This is a genomic window from Sorangium sp. So ce362, from assembly GCF_051519845.1.
Lineage (GTDB): Bacteria > Myxococcota_A > Polyangia > Polyangiales > Polyangiaceae > Sorangium.
The window spans coordinates 1,515,624-1,534,944 of sequence record NZ_CP150332.1 but is presented as its reverse complement, the minus strand read 5'-3'; the positions used below and the strand labels follow the sequence as shown (position 1 = coordinate 1,534,944).

The following is a 19,321-nucleotide window of genomic DNA, read 5'->3' as shown; positions in this document are numbered from 1 at the left end:
AACGAAGGGGTGCTCCCAGCTGCCCATCGACCTGATCGCGCCGACGAGGGCGGAGCGGCCTCGGCGGCCCGAGGCGAGATACGGAGCCGCGAGGTGCTTCAGGACCGGCTCGCCTCGAGCTGCGCCCTGTCCGGGAAGCGCCACGAGGCCGGCGGCGGCCATCGCGTCGATGAGGTGGACTGCCCATCCAGCTGGAGCACAGGGCGCTTGTCGAGCGCCGGCAACGGCAACGGCCGCTCGCCCCGCGCCGCCAGGATCGCGTTGTAAAAGGCGCGGGCGCTCTCGTCCCACCCCTTGCACCCGGCGAGCGCCACGATCCGCTCGGGATCGTACGGCGCGTACGCCGCGCGCACCAGGGCCTGGGAGAGCGCGGGCAGATCACCGGGCGAGACGAGCTCGCCGAGCTCGGGGCTGCGCAGCACGTCGGGGATGCCCCCGACCCGCGTCGCGACCACGCGGCGGCCGGACGCGAGCGACTCGATCACGACGTTGGGCGTGCCCTCATGATGGCTCGGCAGGACGAGCGCATCGCAGGCGGCGACCCAGCGCGCCACCTGGTCGTGCGGCAGGCGACCCGTCAAGAGGACGCGGCTGCCGAGCCGCGCCGCCGCCGCGCGGCAAGCCTGCTCGTCGGCGCCGCTCCCGACCATCACGAGGTCGATGTCCGGGTGCGCCGCGGCGATCCGCTCGAAGGCGGCGATCGCGTCGAGCGCCCCCTTGTCGCGGAGCAGGTGGCCGACGTAGAGCAGCGTCCGGCGCTCCGCGGAGCGGCCCAGGGCGGCGCGGGCCTCGCCCCGGTCCCGCGGCCGGAACATGGCGCGATCGACGCCGTTCATGACGACATCGATGCGGTCGCGCGGCACGCCGAGGGCGTGGACCCCCTCCGCGAGCTGCTGGCTCACGGCGACGACGCGCGTGGCGCGCCGGAGCCCCCACGCCAGCGCTGGCCTCACCGCCGGCTGCCGGGAGAGCACGTCGATGTCCGAGCCGTGCACCTTGACGACCGCCGGGACGCCGAGCAGCTCCGCCAGGCACACCGCGGCGAAGCCGTCCGGATACGCGAACGAGCCGACGATGACGTCCGGCGCCGGATGGCTCCGCGCGAGCTCCAGGAGCATCGAGGCGGCATAGAGGGGGCCATTGAGATACGGCGCGACCTTGGGCAGATACAGGAACCGCGGGTGACGCACAGGCAATCCCTCGATCACCTCCTCGCGAGGCGCCTCGTCCGCGATTGACCACTTGGAGAACCGCGAGGCCCCCGGAAACCAGGGGATGGTCGCGAAGACGTCGATGTCGCAATGGCGCGACAGCGCGGCGAACTGCCGCCGGTTGAACGGCGCCTGGCCCGGGTTCATCGCGTTCGGGAAGATCTTTGTGATAAGCAGGATGCGCATACCTCTGCTCCTTCGGGCTCGCCTACCGGCGCGACAGGAGTCCTCCGGTGAAGGGGGGTGCGCGGCCTCGCCGCGCGGTCGAGCCACGTTGAGCAGAGAACATGCCGCCACGGAGAGGCTGGAAACGAGGCCGGAATGAAAGCAGCGGACCCGCGCCGGCAACAAGCGAACATCCACCCTGCCCCAGGCGAGGCAAATTGGCACACGGATGGGGCCGCCTCGGTGAACAGCTCAGTGGACAGCGCGTCTGTACATTTACAATGGGGAGCTACAGAGAAAGCTTCGCCAGGAACGCATCTCCCTGGCCCGCGCCCGAGAGCGTCCCTTGGCCGAAGTTGATGCCGCCGTAGAAGCGGCCGGCGAGCAGCACGCTCGTTCCCGAGCCCGCTGTGACGTCCAGGGCGACCTGCGTCTGGGCGTCGCCGAACAACGCGCTGAACAGGTGATCGCCCGAGGGGCCGAGCTTGACCAGGTAGACATCGGTCTTGCCGCGGCTCGTCAGCAGCCCGCCGCCGAAATCCGCCGCGCCGAAGAGCGGCCCCGCGAGCACGAGGTTGCCGGCGGCGTCCACCGCGGCGCTCGCGCGCGCGCCCGTCTCGAAGTCGGTGAACAGCTGGTCCTCCGCGTCGCCGAAGCGCCGGCTCAGGACGTGCGCGCCGGCGCCCGAGAGCCGGGCGACGAACAGGTCCTGCCCGCCGGCGCTCGTCAGGGGGCCGGCGCCGAAGTCGATGGTCGACGCGAACGTGCCCGTGAGCACCACGTCGCCCGTCGCCTCGTGCACCGCGAGGTCGTGGGCCTCGTCGGCCCCGGCGCCGCCGAACCGGGCGCTCCAGACGGGGTCGCCCGAGGGGGAGAGCTTGGCCAGGAAGACGTCGGTGAGCCCCGCGCTCGCGAGCGGCGCGCCGCCGAGGTCGATGGATCCGGAGAAATGCCCCGCGACGAGCAGGTTGCCGGCAGCGTCGGCCGCGATCCCGTGGGCGAGGTCGTCGCCCTCGCCGCCGGTGCGCACGGCGAGGAGCGTGCGGCCGTCCTCCGAGGCGAGCCGCAGCACGAAGGCGTCGCGCAGGCCCGCGCTCGTGAGCACGCCGCCGCCGAAATCGACGGCGTCGTGGAAGCCGCCGGCCACGAGGACGTTGCCCGCCGGGTCGACGGCGATGCGATCGCAGCGATCCGCGCCGGATCCGCCGAAGAGCCTGCTCCAGACGTGCTCGCCGGAAGCGTCGAGCTTGGCGACGAACACGTCCTCACGGCCGTGCGACACGAGCACGCCGCCGCCGAAATTGACGCTGCCGAACGCGCGGCCCGCCACGAGGACGTCGCCGACCGGGTCGACCGCGAGCGCCATCGCGAACTGGTTGCCGTCGCCCGCGAAGCGCTTGCTCCAGAGGTGCGTGCCGAACCTGTCGAACTTCGCCACGAAGGCGTCGGCGCCCGTGGCCGTGAGCGGGCCGCCGCCGAAGTCGACGGTCCCCTCCAGCTGGCCGGCCACGATCACGTTCCCGTCGGCGTCGACGGCGACGGAGCGGGCGTACTGGCCGTTCGCGTCGCCGAAGCCGCGGCTCCACACCTCCTCGCAGGCGGGCACGACGCCGTCGCAGTCCTCGTCGTCGGGCGTGTCGCACGCGTCGAACGCGGGCAGGACCTCGCCCGTGCACGGGCCCCACGACGTGCCCTCGGCGTTGCAGGCGCGCGTGCCGGCCGCGCAGCGCCCGACGCCGCGCGTCGCCCCGGGGCCCGTGTAGCACGCCTCCTGCGCGCCGGGCGCGCACACGCACCCGGGACAGCCGCAGTCGGGGCCGCTGCACGTGGCCGGCGCGAGCTCCGCGATCCACGCGGCCACGCACGCGAGCTCCCCGGACGAGTACGGGGCGGCGCCGAGCGGCATGCGCGCGCCGCACGAGGGCGCGTCGGTGAGCTTCACGTAGAGCACGCTCTCCTCCGGCCGGTCGGGGTCGGCGAGCACCCCCGCGCAGCTCTGGGCCGGGCGCCCGGCGACGCGGGCGCCGACGCCGAGCGTGACGAGGTCGAGGGCGGCCGCGGGCTCGCCCGGCCCGTGGCAGCTCGCGCCGCCGCAGCGCTCGGCGAACACCGACGGCACGTCGGCGCAATCGGACGGCGGGCGGTCGTCGGGCCCGTTGAACCGCTGCCTGTCGTCGATCGTCCCGGGACACCCCGCGAGCAGCGGCAAGGCCGGCGCGGCGAGCGCGGCCGCCGTCCAGAAGCCGCGACGGAGGCCGGACACGCCGCGCGCCGCGCGCGATCCGCGCACCTCAGTACCCATGGTAAGCCACCCCCAGGTGCGCGCCGAAGAGCTGATCGAGCGCTCCACCGGCGATGTACGGGTCCCCAGGCTCGGAGTCGAAGTCATAGAAGAAGCGCGTATACGACGCTCCGGCGCGCGCCTCGAGCCCCGGCGCGAACGGGACGGCGACCGCGACGCGGAGGTCGACGCCGCCGGCGCTCGGCTCGCGGAAATGCGACGCGAGCGCCCCCATCGAGAGCGGCGCCTGGTAGCCTCCACCCGCCTCCAGCGCGACAGGGCCGACAGGGAAGCGCCCGTCCACGCCCAGGCGCAGCGCGACGTAAGACACCGACGCGGCGTCGCGCGACGGGTCGCCCGTCAACTCGACATCAAAGTCGGTCCAGCAGAGCCCGCCGCCGGCGAAGAGGACCGGCCCGGTGCGCCCAGCCGGGCGGTAACGGCCCCTGAGGCCGGCGTGGAGCCGGCTCCAGGAGGTCGATACGCCCGCTCCCGCGGCGCCCTCCGAGTCGAGGCCGATGGCGCGGGCGTACGAGAGCGCGATCCCGAGGTCGCGGAGCACCGGCAAGGCGCTGCGCGCGAGCGGGTACAGCTCGGCCCGGAGGGACGGCATGGGCACGCCGAGCACCTCGTAGGTGCGGAGATTCCCGGAGAGCAGGTCGCTATACGACAGCGTACGACCCGCGATCTCGAGATCGAACCCCGCGCTGAAGAGCTCGGTTCCCACGGCGGGCGGGTCGTCCCCGCCATCGCGCTCCGCGGCCTCGGGGCGGAGCGCCGGCGCGCCCTCGGCGGCGAGCGCGGAAGAGGACGCGGCGAGCGCGGCGAGCGCCGCGCCGAGCAGCGCGGCCGCCCGGGAGCGGCGCGCGCGGCGCCGCGATACCGCAGAGAACACAGGACAGGCGAGCGTTCGCCTTTGCATTGCGCGCGAGCATAGTCGCTCCGCACGTCGCGGGTCGAGCGCCGCTTTCGAGGGACCGAGTCGATGGCCCCCCGCGGTCATCCGGGGTGTGCGCGGCAGGCGGCGTCCGCGGTAAGGCGAGCGCGCAGGGGAGGATCGCATCGGCCCCGTGCTCCCACTTGATTCGCCCTCTCCTCGCGCGGCTCCTATCCCGGAGCAGACGATTGCAATACGCTCCCTGGCGGATGGCGAGAGGGCGCGCGCCGCGCGCGCTGCACGGCGGCGCGCGATCCCGCCCCCGGACCCTGCTTGCGCTCGCTGACGAGGCATCATGGCTGAACCACGAAGTCTCCGCTGGCCCATCGGCCTGCTCCTCCTCGCCTCCTGCACAGGGCAGTTCGGCGATCTGCCCGGGAACGACGAGGACGGCGAGGCGACGGCCCCGCTGTGCACCGCGATCGAGCCCGGCGAGTCCCCGCTCCGCCGGATGACACGCGTGGAGTACGACAACACGATCTCCGATCTCCTCGGCGACGACAGCCGCCCTGCGCGGGGCTTCGTGCCTGAAGAGGAGTCGCTCGGCTTCAACAACCAGGCGGCGGCGCTCGTGGTGAGCCCGCTGCTCGCCGAGCAGTACATGGCCGCGGCCGAGGGCATCGCGGCGCGCGCGGCGGGCAAGCTGCTCGGCGAGGCGCCCACGTGCCGGGAGGCCGCGGGCGGCGAGGCGTGCCGCGGCGAGATCGCGGCGCTCGTCGCGTCGTTCGGCAAGCGGGCGTTCCGCCGGCCCCTCGCCGAGGACGAGATCGCCGATTTCGTGGCGCTCTTCCGGCGCGGGATCGCCCTCGGGGACACGCCCGACGACGCGTCGACCGGCCTCGCGCTCCTCCTCCAGGCGATGCTCCAGTCGCCGCACTTCCTCTACCGCGTCGAGCTCGGCATGCCGGATCCGGTGGAGGGCGACGTCGCGCCGCTCACGTCCCACGAGGTCGCCTCGCGGCTCTCGTACCTGCTCTGGGGCACGATGCCCGACGAGGCGCTCTTCGCGGCCGCCGAGCGGGGGGCGCTCGGCACCGCGGCGGAGATCGAGGCGCAGGCGCGGCGCATGCTGGAGGACCCGCGGGCGCGCGAGGCCGTGAAGGGCTTCCACCGCCAGTGGCTCGGGCTCGCGAAGATCGACGAGATCGCCGCGGGCGGGAAGGACCCGGAGCTCTACCCCGAGTACCGCGACGAGCTCCTGCCGCTCTTCCAGGCCGAGACCGAGGCGTTCCTGGACCACGCGATCTTCGAGCAGGACGCGAGCGTGAGCGCGCTGTTCACGGCGCCTTACTCGATGATGAACCGGGAGCTCGCCGAGTTTTACGGCGTCGAAGGCGGCCCGAAGGGCGACGCGTTCGAGCGGGTCGAGCTCGATCCGTCGCAGCGCGCCGGCTTCGTGACGCAGGCCGGGCTGCTCTCGCTGTACGCGAAGCCGAACCGGTCGTCGCCGGTCCACCGCGGCCGGTTCGTGCGCCAGAGCCTGCTCTGCCAGATCCCGCCGCCGCCGCCGGACGTGGTCCCGGAGCCGCCCATGGTCGACCCGACGAAGACGACCCGCGAGCAGTTCTCCGAGCACGTCTCGGATCCGGGGTGCAGGAGCTGCCACACGCTGCTCGACCCGATCGGGTTCGGCTTCGAGCACTACGACGCGCTCGGCCGCTGGCGCGACGCCGAGAACGGCATCCCCGTCGACGCGAGCGGCGAGCTCACGCAGACCGACATCGACGGCCCGTTCGACGGGGCGGTCGAGCTCGCGCACCGGCTCGCGCAGAGCGAGCAGGTGCGCGCGTGCGTGGTCAAGCAGTGGTTCCGCTTCGGCTACGGCCGCGCCGAGCAGAGCGAGGACAGCTGCAGCCTCGCGCAGGCGACGCAGGCGTTCGAGGCGTCCGGGTACAACATCCGGGCGCTGCTCGTGGCGCTCACCCAGACCGACGCGTTCCGCTACCGGCGCTTGATCGACGCAGCAGGCGCCACAGCAGGCGCCGCAGAAGGAGAGCCGTGATGAAGCCGTTCCGACTCAGCCGCCGCGCCGCGCTCCGGGGCCTCGGCGGCGCGGCGCTCGCGCTGCCGTTCCTCGAGGTGATGGGCTGCTCGAAGCGGCTCGCCCCGGCGTCGGAGCAGACCGGGCGGGCCGCGCTCGGGGCCGAGTTCCCGAAGCGCTTCGTCGTCATCTACACGCCGAACGGCACCGTTCCGCCGGACTTCTGGCCGTCGTCGACGCAGCTCCAGAACGGCGAGGAGCTGTCGCCCATCCTGGCGCCGCTCAAGGACCACAACGAGGATCTGCTGGTCCTCGGCAACGTGAGCGCGCTGTCGGCGCTGGTGGGGCCGGGCGACGCGCACCAGAAGGGCACGGGGCAGTGCCTGACCGCGCGCGCGATGCAGGAGGGCGACTTCCCCGGCGACGCCGGGCTGTCGTGCGGCTGGGCCGACGGCATCTCGGTCGACCAGGAGATCGCGAACCACATCGGCACGAGGACCAAGTTCCTGTCGCTGGAGCTCGGCGTGCTCGTGTACGGGGCGAACGTGGGCGCGCGCATCGCCTACCGGGGCCCGGCGCAGCCGCTGCCGCCGGAGAACAGCCCCTATGCCGCGTTCGACCGCCTCTTCTCCGACCTGTCCATCACGCCCGAGGCGGCGACGAAGAAGACCGATCAGCGCAGGGCGGTGCTCGACAAGGTGGCGGCCGACTACAAGCGGCTGCAGCGGCGACTCGGCGCCGCGGATCAGGAGAAGCTCGCGGGGCACCTCGCGTCGGTGGAGGACATCGCGTCGCGCCTCGACCGCGGCGTGGCGCCGACCTCCGCGGCCTGCGCGGAGCCGGTGCTGACGCCGGACATCAACCCGGACAAGGTCGCCAGCATGCCCGAGCTCACGAGGCTCCAGCTGGATCTCATGGCCATGGCCCTCGCCTGCGATCTGACGCGGGTCGCGAGCCTCCAGTTCACGAACTCCGCGACGACCAAGGTGCTGAGCTTCCTCGGCCCCGACATCACCGAGGGCCACCACCCGATGGCGCACAACGGCTACGCCGACCCGGCAAACCGCCAGCGCCTCACGAAGATCAGCCGCTTCTACGCCGATCAGCTCGCTTACCTGATCGCGAAGCTGAAGAGCATGCCGGAAGGAGACGGCTCGGTCTTCGACAACACGGTGATCTTCTGGACGAACGAGCACGCCGACGGCAATCACCTGCGCCAGAACATCCCTTATGTGCTCGCCGGAGACGCAGGTGGCCATTTCAAGACAGGCCGCTTCGTCTCGCAGACGAAGCAGGTCGGGCACAACAACCTGCTCGTCTCGCTGCTCCAGGCGATGGGCGTCGATACGGAGTCGTTCGGCGACCCGAAGTATTGCACCGGGCCCCTGACGGGGCTGACCAGCTGAGGAGCCGAGTTTGATGTCGCGCCGGAGCGGCTGACCGCCGGAGCGAGAGATACCGCGGGAGTACCCGCCTCGCATCGGGCCCGCGCGCGCGTGGCGCCGACATCCGAGTTGTGGCCGGTGCACCCCTCGTGCGACGCTCGAGAGCGCCATGGCCAAGGTCACCGCCCTTCACATGGACACGATCACGGAGAAGTCGGGTCACCAGATGACCGGCATGGCCGTCAGCGTGTGCCTGACGCCTGCGGCGCCGAGCCCGCTGCCGATCCCGTACCCGACGGTGGGCTCCGTGGCCGAGGGGATCATCGATCCGTGCATGCGGACCAAGATCGAAGGGGCGAAGATCCTCACGGTCGGCGGCTGCATGAAGGCCTGTCACGGCAACGAGTCAGGCACGCTCAGAGAGGTCGTCAGCCTCAACACGGGGGGGCCGTGCTTTCCCTGGCTGGGCGCGCCCAACGTCCTCATCGAGCTCGGCATGGCCGGCATCACGGGCAGCATGGGCCAGATGAACAAGAGCATCACCGTCGGCGCCGGGGCGAGCGCGAGCAACGCCGCGGGCGGCGGCGGGGGCGGCGGCGGCGGCGGGGGCAGCGCCGGCGGTCCGGGCGGCGGCGGCCCCCAGGGCCCGAGCAACGGCGGCGGCGGCGGCGGGGGCAGCGGCCAGGGCGCGGGCCCGCCGAGCCCACCCGCGCCGCCGGCGGCGGACGGCCAGGCCTCCGCGGGGCACCCGGTCGACGTCGTGACGGGGGCCATGTACACGAACCCTGTCGCGGACCTCGATCTGCCGGGGCCCCTGCTCGTGACCCTGGAGCGAAGCTACTCGACCGCGGCGGTGCGGCACCGCTGCGGCATGGGGTGGGGGTGGTCGCACGATCTCGCCTGGAGCGCCCGGCGCCGCGGCGATGAGCTCGAGCTCACCGCGCCGGGCGGTCGTACCCAGGCGCTCTCCTGGCCCGCGCAGGATCACGTCCTGCTCCTGCCGTTCGGGGTCCGCGTCGCCGTCATCGCAGAGGATCTCCTCGTGGAGGAGGACGACGGGCTCGTGCGGGTGCTGCGCCGCGCCGCCCCGGAGGAGCGCTTCGCGCTCGCCGAGATCCGCGACGCGTTCGGCAACAAGGCCACCATGGAATGGCGAGGCGACGAGCTCACGGGCATCGTCGATGCCGTCGGGCGGCGCGCCCGGCTCGAGCGCCAGGGGCTCTTCGCCTGGTGGGAGGTGACCGCGACCGACGAGCAGGGCACCCCGCACACCCGCCGCGCCGTGACCTACGAGCTCGACGGCGCGGGCGATCTCGTGCGGGTCATCGACGGGGGCGGCGCCGAGATCCGGTACGAATACGACGAGGAGCACTACCTGATCCGGGAGATCTTGCCCGACGGGCTCGCCTTCCACTTCAGGTACGAGGCGATCGACGGCGTCAAACGGTGCGTCGAGACGTGGGGCGAGATCGCCGGCCGCGACGTGCTCGCGGAGCTCGGCGCGCCCCGCCTCCCGGGCGCCCGGGGCATCCACCACGCCCGGCTGTCGTACGACCCCGCCCGGGGCAGGACCGTGGTGATCGACGGCGGGGGCGCGACCCACACGTACACGGGCAACGCGCTCGGCCTCGTGACCGCCTATGTCGATCCGCGCGGCCACGCGCGCACGTACACGTACGACACGGTCGGCAGGCTGCTCTCGATGCGTGACGGCGGCGGGCGGACCACGCGGTGGTCGTACAGCGCCGCGGGGCACCTCGCGAGCGTCACCGAGCCCGACGGCGCGACCTGGCGAGACGCGGTCGACGAGGAGGCGCAGGCCATCGTCCGCACGCGGCCCGACGGGAAGAAGACCCGCACCACGTACCGGAGGGGCACCCCGACCGGGAGCGTCGACTGGCGCGGCCGCGAGCACGCCCTCGAGTGGGACGAGCACGGCCTCGTGCGGGCGTCCACCGGGCCGGACGGCGCCGAGCTCACGTACGACTACGACGCGCACGGCAACCCGCTGCGGGTCGAGACGCCGGCCGGCGACGTCCACGAGTACGTCTTCGATCTGTTCGGGTGCCCCGTCGAGGCGCGCACCCCGAAGGGCGGAGTCTATCGATTCGCGTACGACTCGCGCTTCGCGCTGGTGCGCCTGGAGGAGCCGAACGGCAACGTCCTGGAGCTGGAGATCGATGCCAGCCGCCGCGTCACCGCGCGCTCCGACGCGAGCGGGATCACGAGGTACCGCTATGTCGCCGGCGCGCTCGTGGAGGTGGTGCGCCCGGACGGCAGGCGATTCCGGCTCGGCTACGATGCTCTGCTCCGGCTCCGCTGGATCGAGAACGCCGCGGGCGAGCGCCATGCACACGAGTACGACAGCAGCGGCAACCTCTCCCGCGAGACCTCGTTCGGCGGCGTCACCACGACCTACGAGTACGACGGCTCGAACCACCTCGCCCGGACGACCCATGCCGACGATGCATGGGTGCGCTACGAGCGCGACGGGGCCGGGCGCGTCACGCGGCTCGAGACCTCGGGCGGGCTCGTGGAAGAGCTCCAGTACGACGCGCTCGGCCACCTCACGCGCGCGCGGAACGCGGAGGTGATGATCACGTTCGAGCGCGACGACGACGGCCGGGTCGTCCGGGAGGTCCAGGAGGCAGCCGGGTTCGCGTTCGCCGTCTCCCGCCGCTTCGACGACGCGGGCCGCGTGCTCGACCGTCGTTATGCGACGGGGTGGTCCGTCGAGGTGCGCCGGCGCGAGGAAGATGGCGCGCCGGCGTCGCTCGAGGTCGCCGCCACCGAGGCGGACGGGCTCGCCTTCACGCGGGACGCGCGCGGCGAGTCGCGGCGAAGGCGGCTCGACGGGACGCGCGCGCTCGTCTGGTCGCGCGACGTCCAGGGCCTGCCGGAGAGCGTCGCCATCCTGGATGAGCGTGGAGAGCCGGTCCGGGCGCGCGCGTGGACGTGGAGCCGGGTGGGCCCGGTCGCGGCGATCACGGACAGCGAGCGGGGCGCGCGCCAGTACGACCTCGACGTCGAGGGCAGGCCGCTCCGCCTCCACGGCCTCGGCGCCGACGAGCAGTTCACGTACGCGCCCCAGGGAACGCCGATCCCGTCGCGCGGCCCCACATGGTCGATCGGCGGGGACGGCCGCCCCCTGCGCGCGGGCAGCGCCGAGATCCAGTGGGACGCCCGCGGCCGCCTCGCGGCCCGCATCGGCCAGGGGCCGCTGCAAACCTGGCGCTACACGTACGACGAGCGCGACCGCCTCGTCGCGGCGGTCCGCGGCGACGGCCTCGCCGTCCGTTACCTGTACGACCCCCTCGGCCGCTGCGTCGCGCAGGCGCACGGCAACGGCGAGAGCACCTGGTTCGGCTGGGACGGCGAGAGCCTCGTCGAGGAGCGCCCGACGAGGGGGCCGTCGATCCAGCGCGTCTTCGACGACGACGGCTTCACGCCGCTCCTCGAGGCGCGCGACGGCAAGGACTGGCGGATGGTCGTGACCGACGCGGCCTCCACGCCCTGGCTCTACCTGCACCGCGACGGGCGCGCGTCGGAGATCGATCTCGGCGCCTTCGGCCGCGTCGCGCGCACGGCGGGCGATCCGGGCGCGCTCCGCTTCGCCGGGCAGCGCGCCGACGCGGTGACCGGTCTGCACTACAACCGCCACCGCTTTTACGACCCGACGACGCACGTCTTCCTGACCCCCGACCCGATCGGCCTGCTGGGCTCGCTGCAGGAGATCGGGTTCGTTCCGAACGTCACGATCTTCATCGATCCTTCCGGGCTCACGACGATCGTCGTGGGCGCGCCGCACGACGCGACCATCCAGCAGCATGTCGCCATGATCCAGGCGCAGAACCCTGGCGCTCGCGTGCTCCGGTACGATCAGCTCACGCCGGGCAGCCTGGCGCGAGAGGATCACGTCATCGTATCGACGCACGGCGCGCCCAACCTGGTGGAGTGGGGCAATGGATACATCGACGGCCGCCAGCTCGGGCAGCAGCTCACGTCGGCGGGATTCCGCGGCCAGAAGCGAGGGCGAAGGCGACGCATCGATATCTATGCGTGCAACAGCTTGACCCCGGCGCAGGGCGGGGGGTCGAGCGTGGCGAGGGAGGTCGCCTCGGAGACCCGCGCCATCACGCACGGCGCGCGCTCCCGAATCCCGGACGACACGTATCGCGGAATCACCGAGCCCGGTCCAGGCGGCCACCCGTGGGGGCCTGGCATGATGGCGCCGGACTGGACCGGCGGGACGACACCGTACGTGCACCGCGGTTCCTGGGTCCAGGCGCGCCCCAGGCCGGCAGGTGGCCGTCGCCGACGCTGACACGAAGAGCCTGACGAGTGCTACTGGATCTGCCGTGCGCTTCATCAATCCGTACCCGTACGGTCACCCTCCGCGGAACGAGGACCTGCAGAGCGCGTTGACGGCGGCGGTCCGGGGCAAGATTGTCGACGGCGGCGACCGCGTCTTCGCCGAGCTCGGCCGGGCGGCGCTGAAGGCCCTTGGACCGGCGCTCGAGATCTGTGAGGACAAGCCTTACTTCGACGAGCTCGGCCGCGCGCCGCGCGGGCTGCTGCAACTCGGGATCGTGCTCGCGGCGGAGGGCGGGCCGGTGGGCCGGGTGGACCTCTACCCGGAGAACCGTTCGATCTACTGGCGGGGCCTCGACTGGAAGCAGTGGTGCGGCTGGGCCGAGCTGAGCGTTCCGCGCGCGTTGCTCGAGTGGCTCGCCGCGCACGGCGTACCGGAGCCGCTCGATGACGTGACGCGCTGGAGCAGCGAGGAGGGCGAGCGCGCGCGGCGTGAATGGCGCAAGGCGATCCCGCCGAACCTCAAGGGCCCCTGGTGCGCCTCGGCAGATCGCCTCCTGGACCCCTGGCACATCCTGGAGGCGGCGGCGTGGATCGATCAGGCCGGCGCGAACATGCGCAAGGCCAGAGGGCTCCTGGAATGGTACGGGGCGGGGTCGGGGCCGTTCGCGCGCCGGCCCGATTACGAGCTCCTCCCACGGCTCCTGCTCGGCCGCTTCCGCGGCGAGGGTCTCCAGCGCGCGCTCCAGTCCCAGCCGAGCGACCAGGCGCTCGCGGGCGCTGGGCGCGATTTCCTGGATGCCGGGCCGCTCCCCCCGGGCGCCCGCGCCCGGCTCGATCCGCTCGATGCGAGGCTCCGGGAGGCGATCATCGACGCGGTACGGCGGCTCGCGTCCGGCGAGGACGCGGATCTGCTCCGCGAGCGGCTCTTCCCGGCGCCGTTCGTCCCGCCGGCGCACACCGCGCTGGTCGGCGCCTCGAGCACGCTGCACCTGCGCCGCCCGGTGACCGCCGGCGACGCGGTGATTGCGGTGGATTTCCAGGACATCGTGCGCCTCGAAGGCGGCGCGCGCACCGTCCTCGGCAAGCTCCTTGGCGACGCCGTCCTTGCGGTCCGGGGCAGCCGGTTGCTCGTGGGCAAGGGCGGCGGCGTGCAGGAGCTCGACGCGCGGGGGAACGTCGTGGCCGTGCACCCCGCCGCGACCCCCGAGCAGGCGGCCGCGGCGCGCGCCATCACCGCGGCCTGGTCCGCGCCGGCCGCGGCGCCGGCCCTGGGCGAGCCGCTCGGCCCCACGCCCGAGGAGCGCGAGGCGTTCGAGGCGCTCGCGCACCTCGGGCTCGGCGCGCCGCCCTCGGCGCGGGCCGTGGGGCGCGATCACCTCGAGGCGGGCGGGCGCGCGATCGTCCGCCGCGGCGAGGCGGGCGCGCCCCCCCGGCGGATCCCGCTGCCCGGGCGCGCCGTGCTGCACGCCTTCTCGGCGTCTCACCTCGTGCTCGCGCTGGACGCCGGCGACGCCTGCCGGATCGCGTGGGTGGAGGAGGAGAGCGACGCGCTGCGCCTGTCGCCGCCGCTCCGGATCGCCCCGCGCGCGCTCCGCTTCCTGCTCGCCACGGGCGACGCCGCGCTGCTCGGCGTCGACCTGAACGCCGGCGAGGTCGTGCTGCGCGTCGGCATCGAGCGCGCCGGCGGCGAGCAACCCGAGCGCCCCTGAGCGCTTCCCTGCCCCAATTCGCCCTTCGACGAACGAGGAGCTAGGCCGCCGGGAGTGCGCTCGCATACGCTCTCCTCCAATTCGCCATGATCTGCCCTCGCCCTGGCCTACATTTCCCGCTCGCTGCCTCCGCGCTCTTCGCCGCGCTCCAGACGCTCGCTGGGTGCGCCGCGTCCGATCCGCCGCCTGACGAGGTGCTGCGCAGCGCCTTTCCCGACCAGGTCGCGGCCGTCCTGAGCGTGGGTCCGGGGTTCCTCCGGAGAGGCGGCGGGCTCGAGCGCGCCGCGGCCGCGCGCCACGGCGGCCTCGCGGTGAGCCTGCCCGGTGAAGGGAGCGAGGCGATCGTCTTCGAGCTCGCGGGGGGCGCGACGCTCCGGGTCCGCGAGGTGGGGGCCGGAGGCGAGGCGATGCTCGCGGAGCGCGCGGTGGTCTACCGGCGCGCGGGCGGGTCCTCGTTCTGGACGGCGACGCCGGACGGGGTCGAGGAGTGGCTGCTGCTCGACGCGGAGACGGTGCGGCGCGACGCGCCCGTGGCCGCGTGGGAGGTCGAGGGCGGCGCGCTGGCGGCGCGGGACGGGGCGATCGAGATCGCCGACGCGGCGGGGGCGGTGCGGCTCCGCGTGACGGCGCCGGCGGCGTACGCGGCCGGCGGGCGCGAGGTCGACGCGCGGCTCGCGGCGCGCGGCGCGCGGATCGAGCTGTTCGTCGACGCGGAGGGCGAGCTGGTGCTCGTCGATCCGGTGTGGGTGCCCGCGGGGAGCATGGGGTTCGGCCGCCGCCGTCACGCGATGGCGGAGCTCGGGACCCGCCTGCTCGTGGCGGGTGGGCTCAACCAGGAGTCCGCCGAGCTCCGCACGGTGGAGATCTACGATCCGACCGACGGTACGTGGTCGCCCCCCGCGGAGCCGGGCAACCAGATGAGGACGCCGCGCGCCGAGCACGCGATCGCCGCGCTCCACGACGGGCGCCTCCTCGCCGTGGGCGGGGACAGCGGTCCCATGGGCTCCACGTACGAGCTGTACGATCCGGAAGACAACACGTGGGGGCCGGAATCCCCGCCCGCCATGGGCGTGCTCGCGCCGCTCTACCAGCAAACGATGACCGTGCTCCCGGCAGAGCACGCGATCACCGCCGGAGATGTCCTGATCGTCGGGGGCACGTCCAATCTGAACAACTACGCACCGCTGCCCTACGTCTTCCGCTTCTTCGAGAGCACCGATACGATGACGAGGGGGCCTGACCTCGAGATCGCCCGCACCATGCACGCGGCCACGCGGCTCGCGACGGGCGAGATCCTTGTCACCGGCGGCCACAACAACCAGCTCGGGCTCCGGAGCACCGAGCTGTACGATCCGGCGACCAACACCTGGGCACCGGGGCCGATGATGCGCAGCGAGCGCTACCAGCACACGGCGACGCTGCTCCAGGACGGGGACGTCCTCCTGGTCGGGCATTCCTCCGGGGCAGAGATCTACACGCCGGGAGCGCCGGGCCCGGGGGCCTTCAGCGAGGCCGGGAGCTTCGAGAACTCCGAGCGATTCCGGCACTCGGCGACGCGGCTCCCGAACGGCTGCGTGCTCGTCGCAGGCGGGCGGCTGAAAAAGATCAGCTTCGCCGACACGTGGCTCTACGACCCGGTCACGAGGGGATGGACCGGCGCGCGGCCGCTCATCGCGGCTCGCTCGTTCCACACGGCGACGCTCCTCGATGACGGCTCGGTCCTGATCACGGGCGGGGAATACCGGGATTCTGGCGATACACAGAAGGTACACGCGACGTCCGAGCGGTACGTCCTCGGCCAGGCCGGCGAGGCGTGCGGGGCCGGCTGCGAGTGCCAGACCGGGTTCTGCGTGGACGGTGTCTGCTGCGACACGGCGTGCGAGGGCGCCTGCGACGCCTGCGCCGAGGCGGCCGGCGCGAGCGCCGACGGCACGTGCTCGCCCGTGACGGGTCGCGCCTGCGACGACGGCAACGACTGCACGAGCGACGACGCCTGCGACGCGGGCACCTGCGCGGGCGAGGCCGACGACGCCGCGACCTGCGACGACGGGAACGACTGCACGCGCGACGCCTGCAGCGGGGGCGAGTGCGTCGGCACGCCCGACGACACCGCGGCCTGCGAGGGCCGGGGTCTCTGCACCATCAGCTCCTGCCGGGGAGGAGCCTGCGTCGTCGAGGCGATCACCTGCGAGGCCACGGACGAGTGCCACACCGACGGCGTCTGCGACGAGGCGACCGGCGCGTGCGTGCCCGAGGCGAAGGCGAAGGGGGCGCTGTGCGAAGGCGATGGCGTGTGCTTCGCCGGAGTCTGCCTCCACACCCCGCCGGAGGCGTCGTCGTCGTCCGGGGGAGGCGCGGGGCCCACGGGCAGCGCGGGCAGCGGGGGCTCAGGCCCCGTGGCCGACGAGGAACGAGGCTGCAGCTGCACGGCCGCCGGCGCGGCGGCGCCGGGCGGCGGCCCTGCTGCCGCGCTGTTCATCGCGGCGGCAGCGGCTTTGCGTACCTCACGACGGCGCCGTTGGCCTGCTTCGGCGAGCCCTCGTTGATCCAGTAGACAGCGCTGGCATCGACCGCGATCGCCCCCGGGCTGCGCTGCCCCTCGGCGAGCGTGAGCGGCGACTCCCCGCCCCCCGCGCCGACCGGCGCGGCGTCCCGGGGCAGCCGGCTCACGGTGCCCCTGAGCCGGTGGGTCCAGTATACCCAGCGCTCATCGAGCGCGATGCCGTACAAGCCCTCGTTCTCGTGGTCTTGAAAAATCACCTCGGGGCTGTTGCCATTCACCGCGCCCCGCACGACCTCCCCTCCGAAGCTCACCCAGAACACCTCCGTCGGGTCCTTGGCGTCGAGCGCGATGCTGTGGGGCTTCCGCTGCCGGCTGCCCACCTCCACGGGCACCGTGGCGCCGGTCTTCAGGCAAGAGACCGAGCCGCTTGCGTCCGTTCCGTCGTCCTCACCGAGGTCGGTCCAGCACACGACGCTGTTCGCCGCCGCGACGTGGTAGGCGGAGACGGCGTCGGCGAGCTTCATCTCCTCCATCGGCCTATCCAGCGCCGCGCGGCCCACGCGGCCGAGCGCCTTGTGGCCGGGCGCCGCAGCCCCGCGGAGCTGCGTCCAGAACAGGTACGCGCCGCGCGCCGCGAGCCCCTCCAGGGCGCCTGAAGGCCCCAGCGGCTCGAGGCGCTGCGCGTCGAGCAGGGGGGCGGTGTCGTCGACCTCGAGGCTCCGCTCCATCAGCGCCGTCATCGCCCCGCCGGCGCCGCGGTTCGTCCAGAGGACGCGGCGGCCCGCGGGGTCGAGCGCGACCTGACGCGGCACCGCCTGCCGCTGCGCGAGCGTCACCGGCGCGCCGCCCCCGAGCGGGACCCGCTTCACGGCGCCGTCGGCGGGGCCGTCGAGCGAGCCCTGCTCGGTCCAGAACACGGCCTTGTCGCTCAGCGCGAGCGACCCCGGGCTGCGCTGCCGCGCCGCCAGGACGACCGGCCGGCGCTCGTCGACACTGCAGATCGGGTCGCCGATCCGCTTGAGCGGGCAGGCCGCGGTGACGGGAGACGTGACAACGCCGAACCCGGCGAGCCGCCCGGGCTCGTCCGGCAAACAGAGCGCCTTCGGGAGCTCGATCCGATCGCCGCTCCTGCGCCAGCCGAGGTCGCTCTCCGCGTCGAGCGGCACGAAGCACCCCCAAGCGCCGCAGGCGCCGTCTCCCTCGGTCGCGATCGCGACGTTCACGTCGCCGCTCGCCGCGATGGTGCATGCCACAGGATCGAGGCCCGCGGCCGGGACCACGTCGCGGAAGCAGCTCGCCGCGTCGAAGCAGGCGCGGTGCAGGACATCCTGTTCCACGTAGTCGGGCAGGTGCGCCGAGCTCACGCGGTGGTCCCTACACTCGCCGGCAAAGCACGTCTGGCCTTCCGGACACCTGTCCGGAGCGCCGGGTGGACTGGCCTCGTCCTCGCTGCACAGGAAATGGAGCGGCACCCAGAGCGTCGCCACCCGGTGCTCGGGGACGGTCGTGATCACCGCGTGCTCCACGCGGCGCTGACCGGGCAGGATCGCCCGCACGCGGATGCTGATCTCCCGGCCGGGATCCTCGGAGACCGTCAGCCCCTGTGTCGCGGGCAGACTGACGCCCTCCGGGCCGAGCAGGAAGCGAGCGTTGGAGAGGGGGGGGACCGGCTTGCCGTCGGACAGGACCAGTAGCTCGAAGTGTTCGAGGTCCTTGGGAACGGCCATGTCGGTCTGGATGGCGACGATGAGCTCCCCCGTGACGGGCGCCGAGCACGCCGCCTGGGTCACCGCGAGCGCCGCCGTGGCCGCCGTGGGCCAGCCGGGCGCCCTCACCACCGGCCTCCGAACGCGGTGGGGCGCGTGGGGCCGAGGGTGCCCTCGATCGGCGGGGCCGGCGAGGGCTGGAGCAGGAGGACGCCGCCGACGACGACGACGCCCGCCGCGACGACGAGGGCGCCGCCCGTGAGCCACACCCACGTCCGCGGACCACTCGCGACCGGCGTCAGGCCGACGCGGAGCCGGCTCAGCTCGTCGTCCTGGATCACGATCTCCGACTCATACGGTATCATCCCCGGCGCCGTGACCCGCAGCGCATGGCGGCCGCTCGGCACGGTGCCGTCCCACCGCTCCTGCCCCAGGAGCTCGCCGTCGAGCGCGATGCGGGCGCCCGGCGGCGCGATCACGGAGAGCTTGCCGGCGTGGACCCGCGGCTCCAGCTGGATCTGCACCACCACCTCGGCGCCGGGCGCCACGCGCTCCACCCGGACATGCTCCTTGAAGCCCGGCTTGTCGACGCGGATGCGCCGTGTCCCGGAGTCGACGATCACCTTGCCCGAGAGCGGCGTCTTCCCGGCCGCCGCGTCGTCGATCGTCACCTCCGCGCCCGCCTCGCTCACCGCGATGTCCAGGTGCCCGACAAGGGTTCTGGCGCCCCGCTCGAGGGCGTCGATCGTCGCCCAGTCCTGCGGGGTCAAAGCGCCGCGGTCCTCCCGCCTCAGCCGCTCGACGAGCGTGAGCACGTGGCTGTACCGGTGCATCCTGTTCTTGCAGACGGCCATGTTCCAGAGGAGGCGCACGTCCTTCGAGAGCGCGTAGGCGTGCTCGAACTTGGTGAACGCGTTGGCGAAGTCGCCATTGCCGAAGAGGCTCTTCCCCAGCTCGTAATCGGCCTTGGCCGCGCCGGTCAGCACCTCGGCGAGCGGCGCCGCGGCGGGCGCAGCAGGGGGCGCGGCCTGCTGCGCTGCCGCTCCGCGGGCCGTGGTCAGCGTCAGGAGGACGATCGCGGCCGCGGGCCGCATCGCCGGCATGCGTAAGCGCATCGATACCTCGTCTG

10 protein-coding genes are annotated in these 19,321 nt (G+C 73.5%); 5 read left to right on the top strand and 5 right to left on the bottom strand.

The window, feature by feature from the left end; translation table 11 throughout:
* Positions 1-98: 98 nt before the first annotated feature.
* The 3 genes from WMF17_RS06045 to WMF17_RS06035 form a co-directional block, all read right to left on the bottom strand.
* Positions 99-1,397, bottom strand: coding sequence for a glycosyltransferase family 4 protein (locus tag WMF17_RS06045; RefSeq protein WP_437648621.1), 1,299 nt, complete (start codon positions 1,395-1,397; stop codon positions 99-101).
* A 268-nt stretch (positions 1,398-1,665) separates the two neighbouring features.
* Complete coding sequence (locus tag WMF17_RS06040; protein ID WP_437648620.1) at positions 1,666-3,639, bottom strand: SBBP repeat-containing protein; 1,974 nt, start codon at positions 3,637-3,639, stop codon at positions 1,666-1,668.
* Positions 3,640-3,667: 28 nt separating this feature from the next.
* Complete coding sequence (locus WMF17_RS06035) at positions 3,668-4,579, bottom strand: hypothetical protein (protein ID WP_437648619.1); 912 nt, start codon at positions 4,577-4,579, stop codon at positions 3,668-3,670.
* A gap of 310 nt (positions 4,580-4,889) precedes the next feature.
* Between WMF17_RS06035 and WMF17_RS06030 the strand changes: the two genes are divergently transcribed.
* The 5 genes from WMF17_RS06030 to WMF17_RS06010 all read left to right on the top strand — a co-directional run bounded on the left by WMF17_RS06030 (position 4,890) and on the right by WMF17_RS06010 (position 16,529).
* Positions 4,890-6,596, top strand: a complete 1,707-nt coding sequence (locus WMF17_RS06030) for a DUF1592 domain-containing protein (protein ID WP_437600999.1) — start codon at positions 4,890-4,892, stop codon at positions 6,594-6,596.
* The gene (locus tag WMF17_RS06025; RefSeq protein ID WP_437600998.1) at positions 6,596-7,981 is read left to right on the top strand and encodes a DUF1552 domain-containing protein; all 1,386 of its coding nucleotides are present in this window, start codon (positions 6,596-6,598) and stop codon (positions 7,979-7,981) included. Before WMF17_RS06030 ends, WMF17_RS06025 begins: the two co-directional genes overlap by 1 nt.
* A 148-nt stretch (positions 7,982-8,129) precedes the next feature.
* Entirely contained in the window at positions 8,130-12,284 is a 4,155-nt protein-coding gene (locus WMF17_RS06020; protein ID WP_437648617.1) for a PAAR-like domain-containing protein, read from the top strand.
* Between the two features lie 34 nt (positions 12,285-12,318).
* A complete protein-coding gene (locus tag WMF17_RS06015) occupies positions 12,319-13,983 on the top strand; it encodes a hypothetical protein (RefSeq protein WP_437648615.1) in 1,665 nt (554 codons plus the stop codon).
* Between the two features lie 86 nt (positions 13,984-14,069).
* Positions 14,070-16,529: a kelch repeat-containing protein gene (locus WMF17_RS06010; RefSeq protein WP_437648613.1), complete on the top strand. Its 2,460-nt coding sequence runs from the start codon at positions 14,070-14,072 to the stop codon at positions 16,527-16,529.
* Here WMF17_RS06010 and WMF17_RS06005 read toward each other — a convergent pair.
* The gene (locus tag WMF17_RS06005) at positions 16,459-18,321 is read right to left on the bottom strand and encodes a hypothetical protein (RefSeq protein ID WP_437648611.1); all 1,863 of its coding nucleotides are present in this window, start codon (positions 18,319-18,321) and stop codon (positions 16,459-16,461) included. The two genes, WMF17_RS06010 and WMF17_RS06005, sit on opposite strands and share 71 nt — an antisense overlap.
* On the bottom strand, positions 18,318-19,307 hold the full coding sequence (locus tag WMF17_RS06000; protein WP_437600993.1) for a PEGA domain-containing protein: 990 nt from the start codon (positions 19,305-19,307) through the stop codon (positions 18,318-18,320). The genes WMF17_RS06005 and WMF17_RS06000 overlap by 4 nt, the downstream gene beginning before the upstream one ends.
* Positions 19,308-19,321: the final 14 nt, after the last annotated feature.

Coding starts and splice junctions, on each gene's coding strand:
- WMF17_RS06045 (WP_437648621.1), bottom strand. CDS start 1,397: ATGCGCATCCTGCTTATCACAAAGATCTTCCCGAACGCGATGAACCCG.
- WMF17_RS06020 (WP_437648617.1), top strand. CDS start 8,130: ATGGCCAAGGTCACCGCCCTTCACATGGACACGATCACGGAGAAGTCG.
- WMF17_RS06030 (WP_437600999.1), top strand. CDS start 4,890: ATGGCTGAACCACGAAGTCTCCGCTGGCCCATCGGCCTGCTCCTCCTC.
- WMF17_RS06025 (WP_437600998.1), top strand. CDS start 6,596: ATGAAGCCGTTCCGACTCAGCCGCCGCGCCGCGCTCCGGGGCCTCGGC.
- WMF17_RS06010 (WP_437648613.1), top strand. CDS start 14,070: ATGATCTGCCCTCGCCCTGGCCTACATTTCCCGCTCGCTGCCTCCGCG.
- WMF17_RS06035 (WP_437648619.1), bottom strand. CDS start 4,579: ATGCAAAGGCGAACGCTCGCCTGTCCTGTGTTCTCTGCGGTATCGCGG.
- WMF17_RS06000 (WP_437600993.1), bottom strand. CDS start 19,307: ATGCGCTTACGCATGCCGGCGATGCGGCCCGCGGCCGCGATCGTCCTC.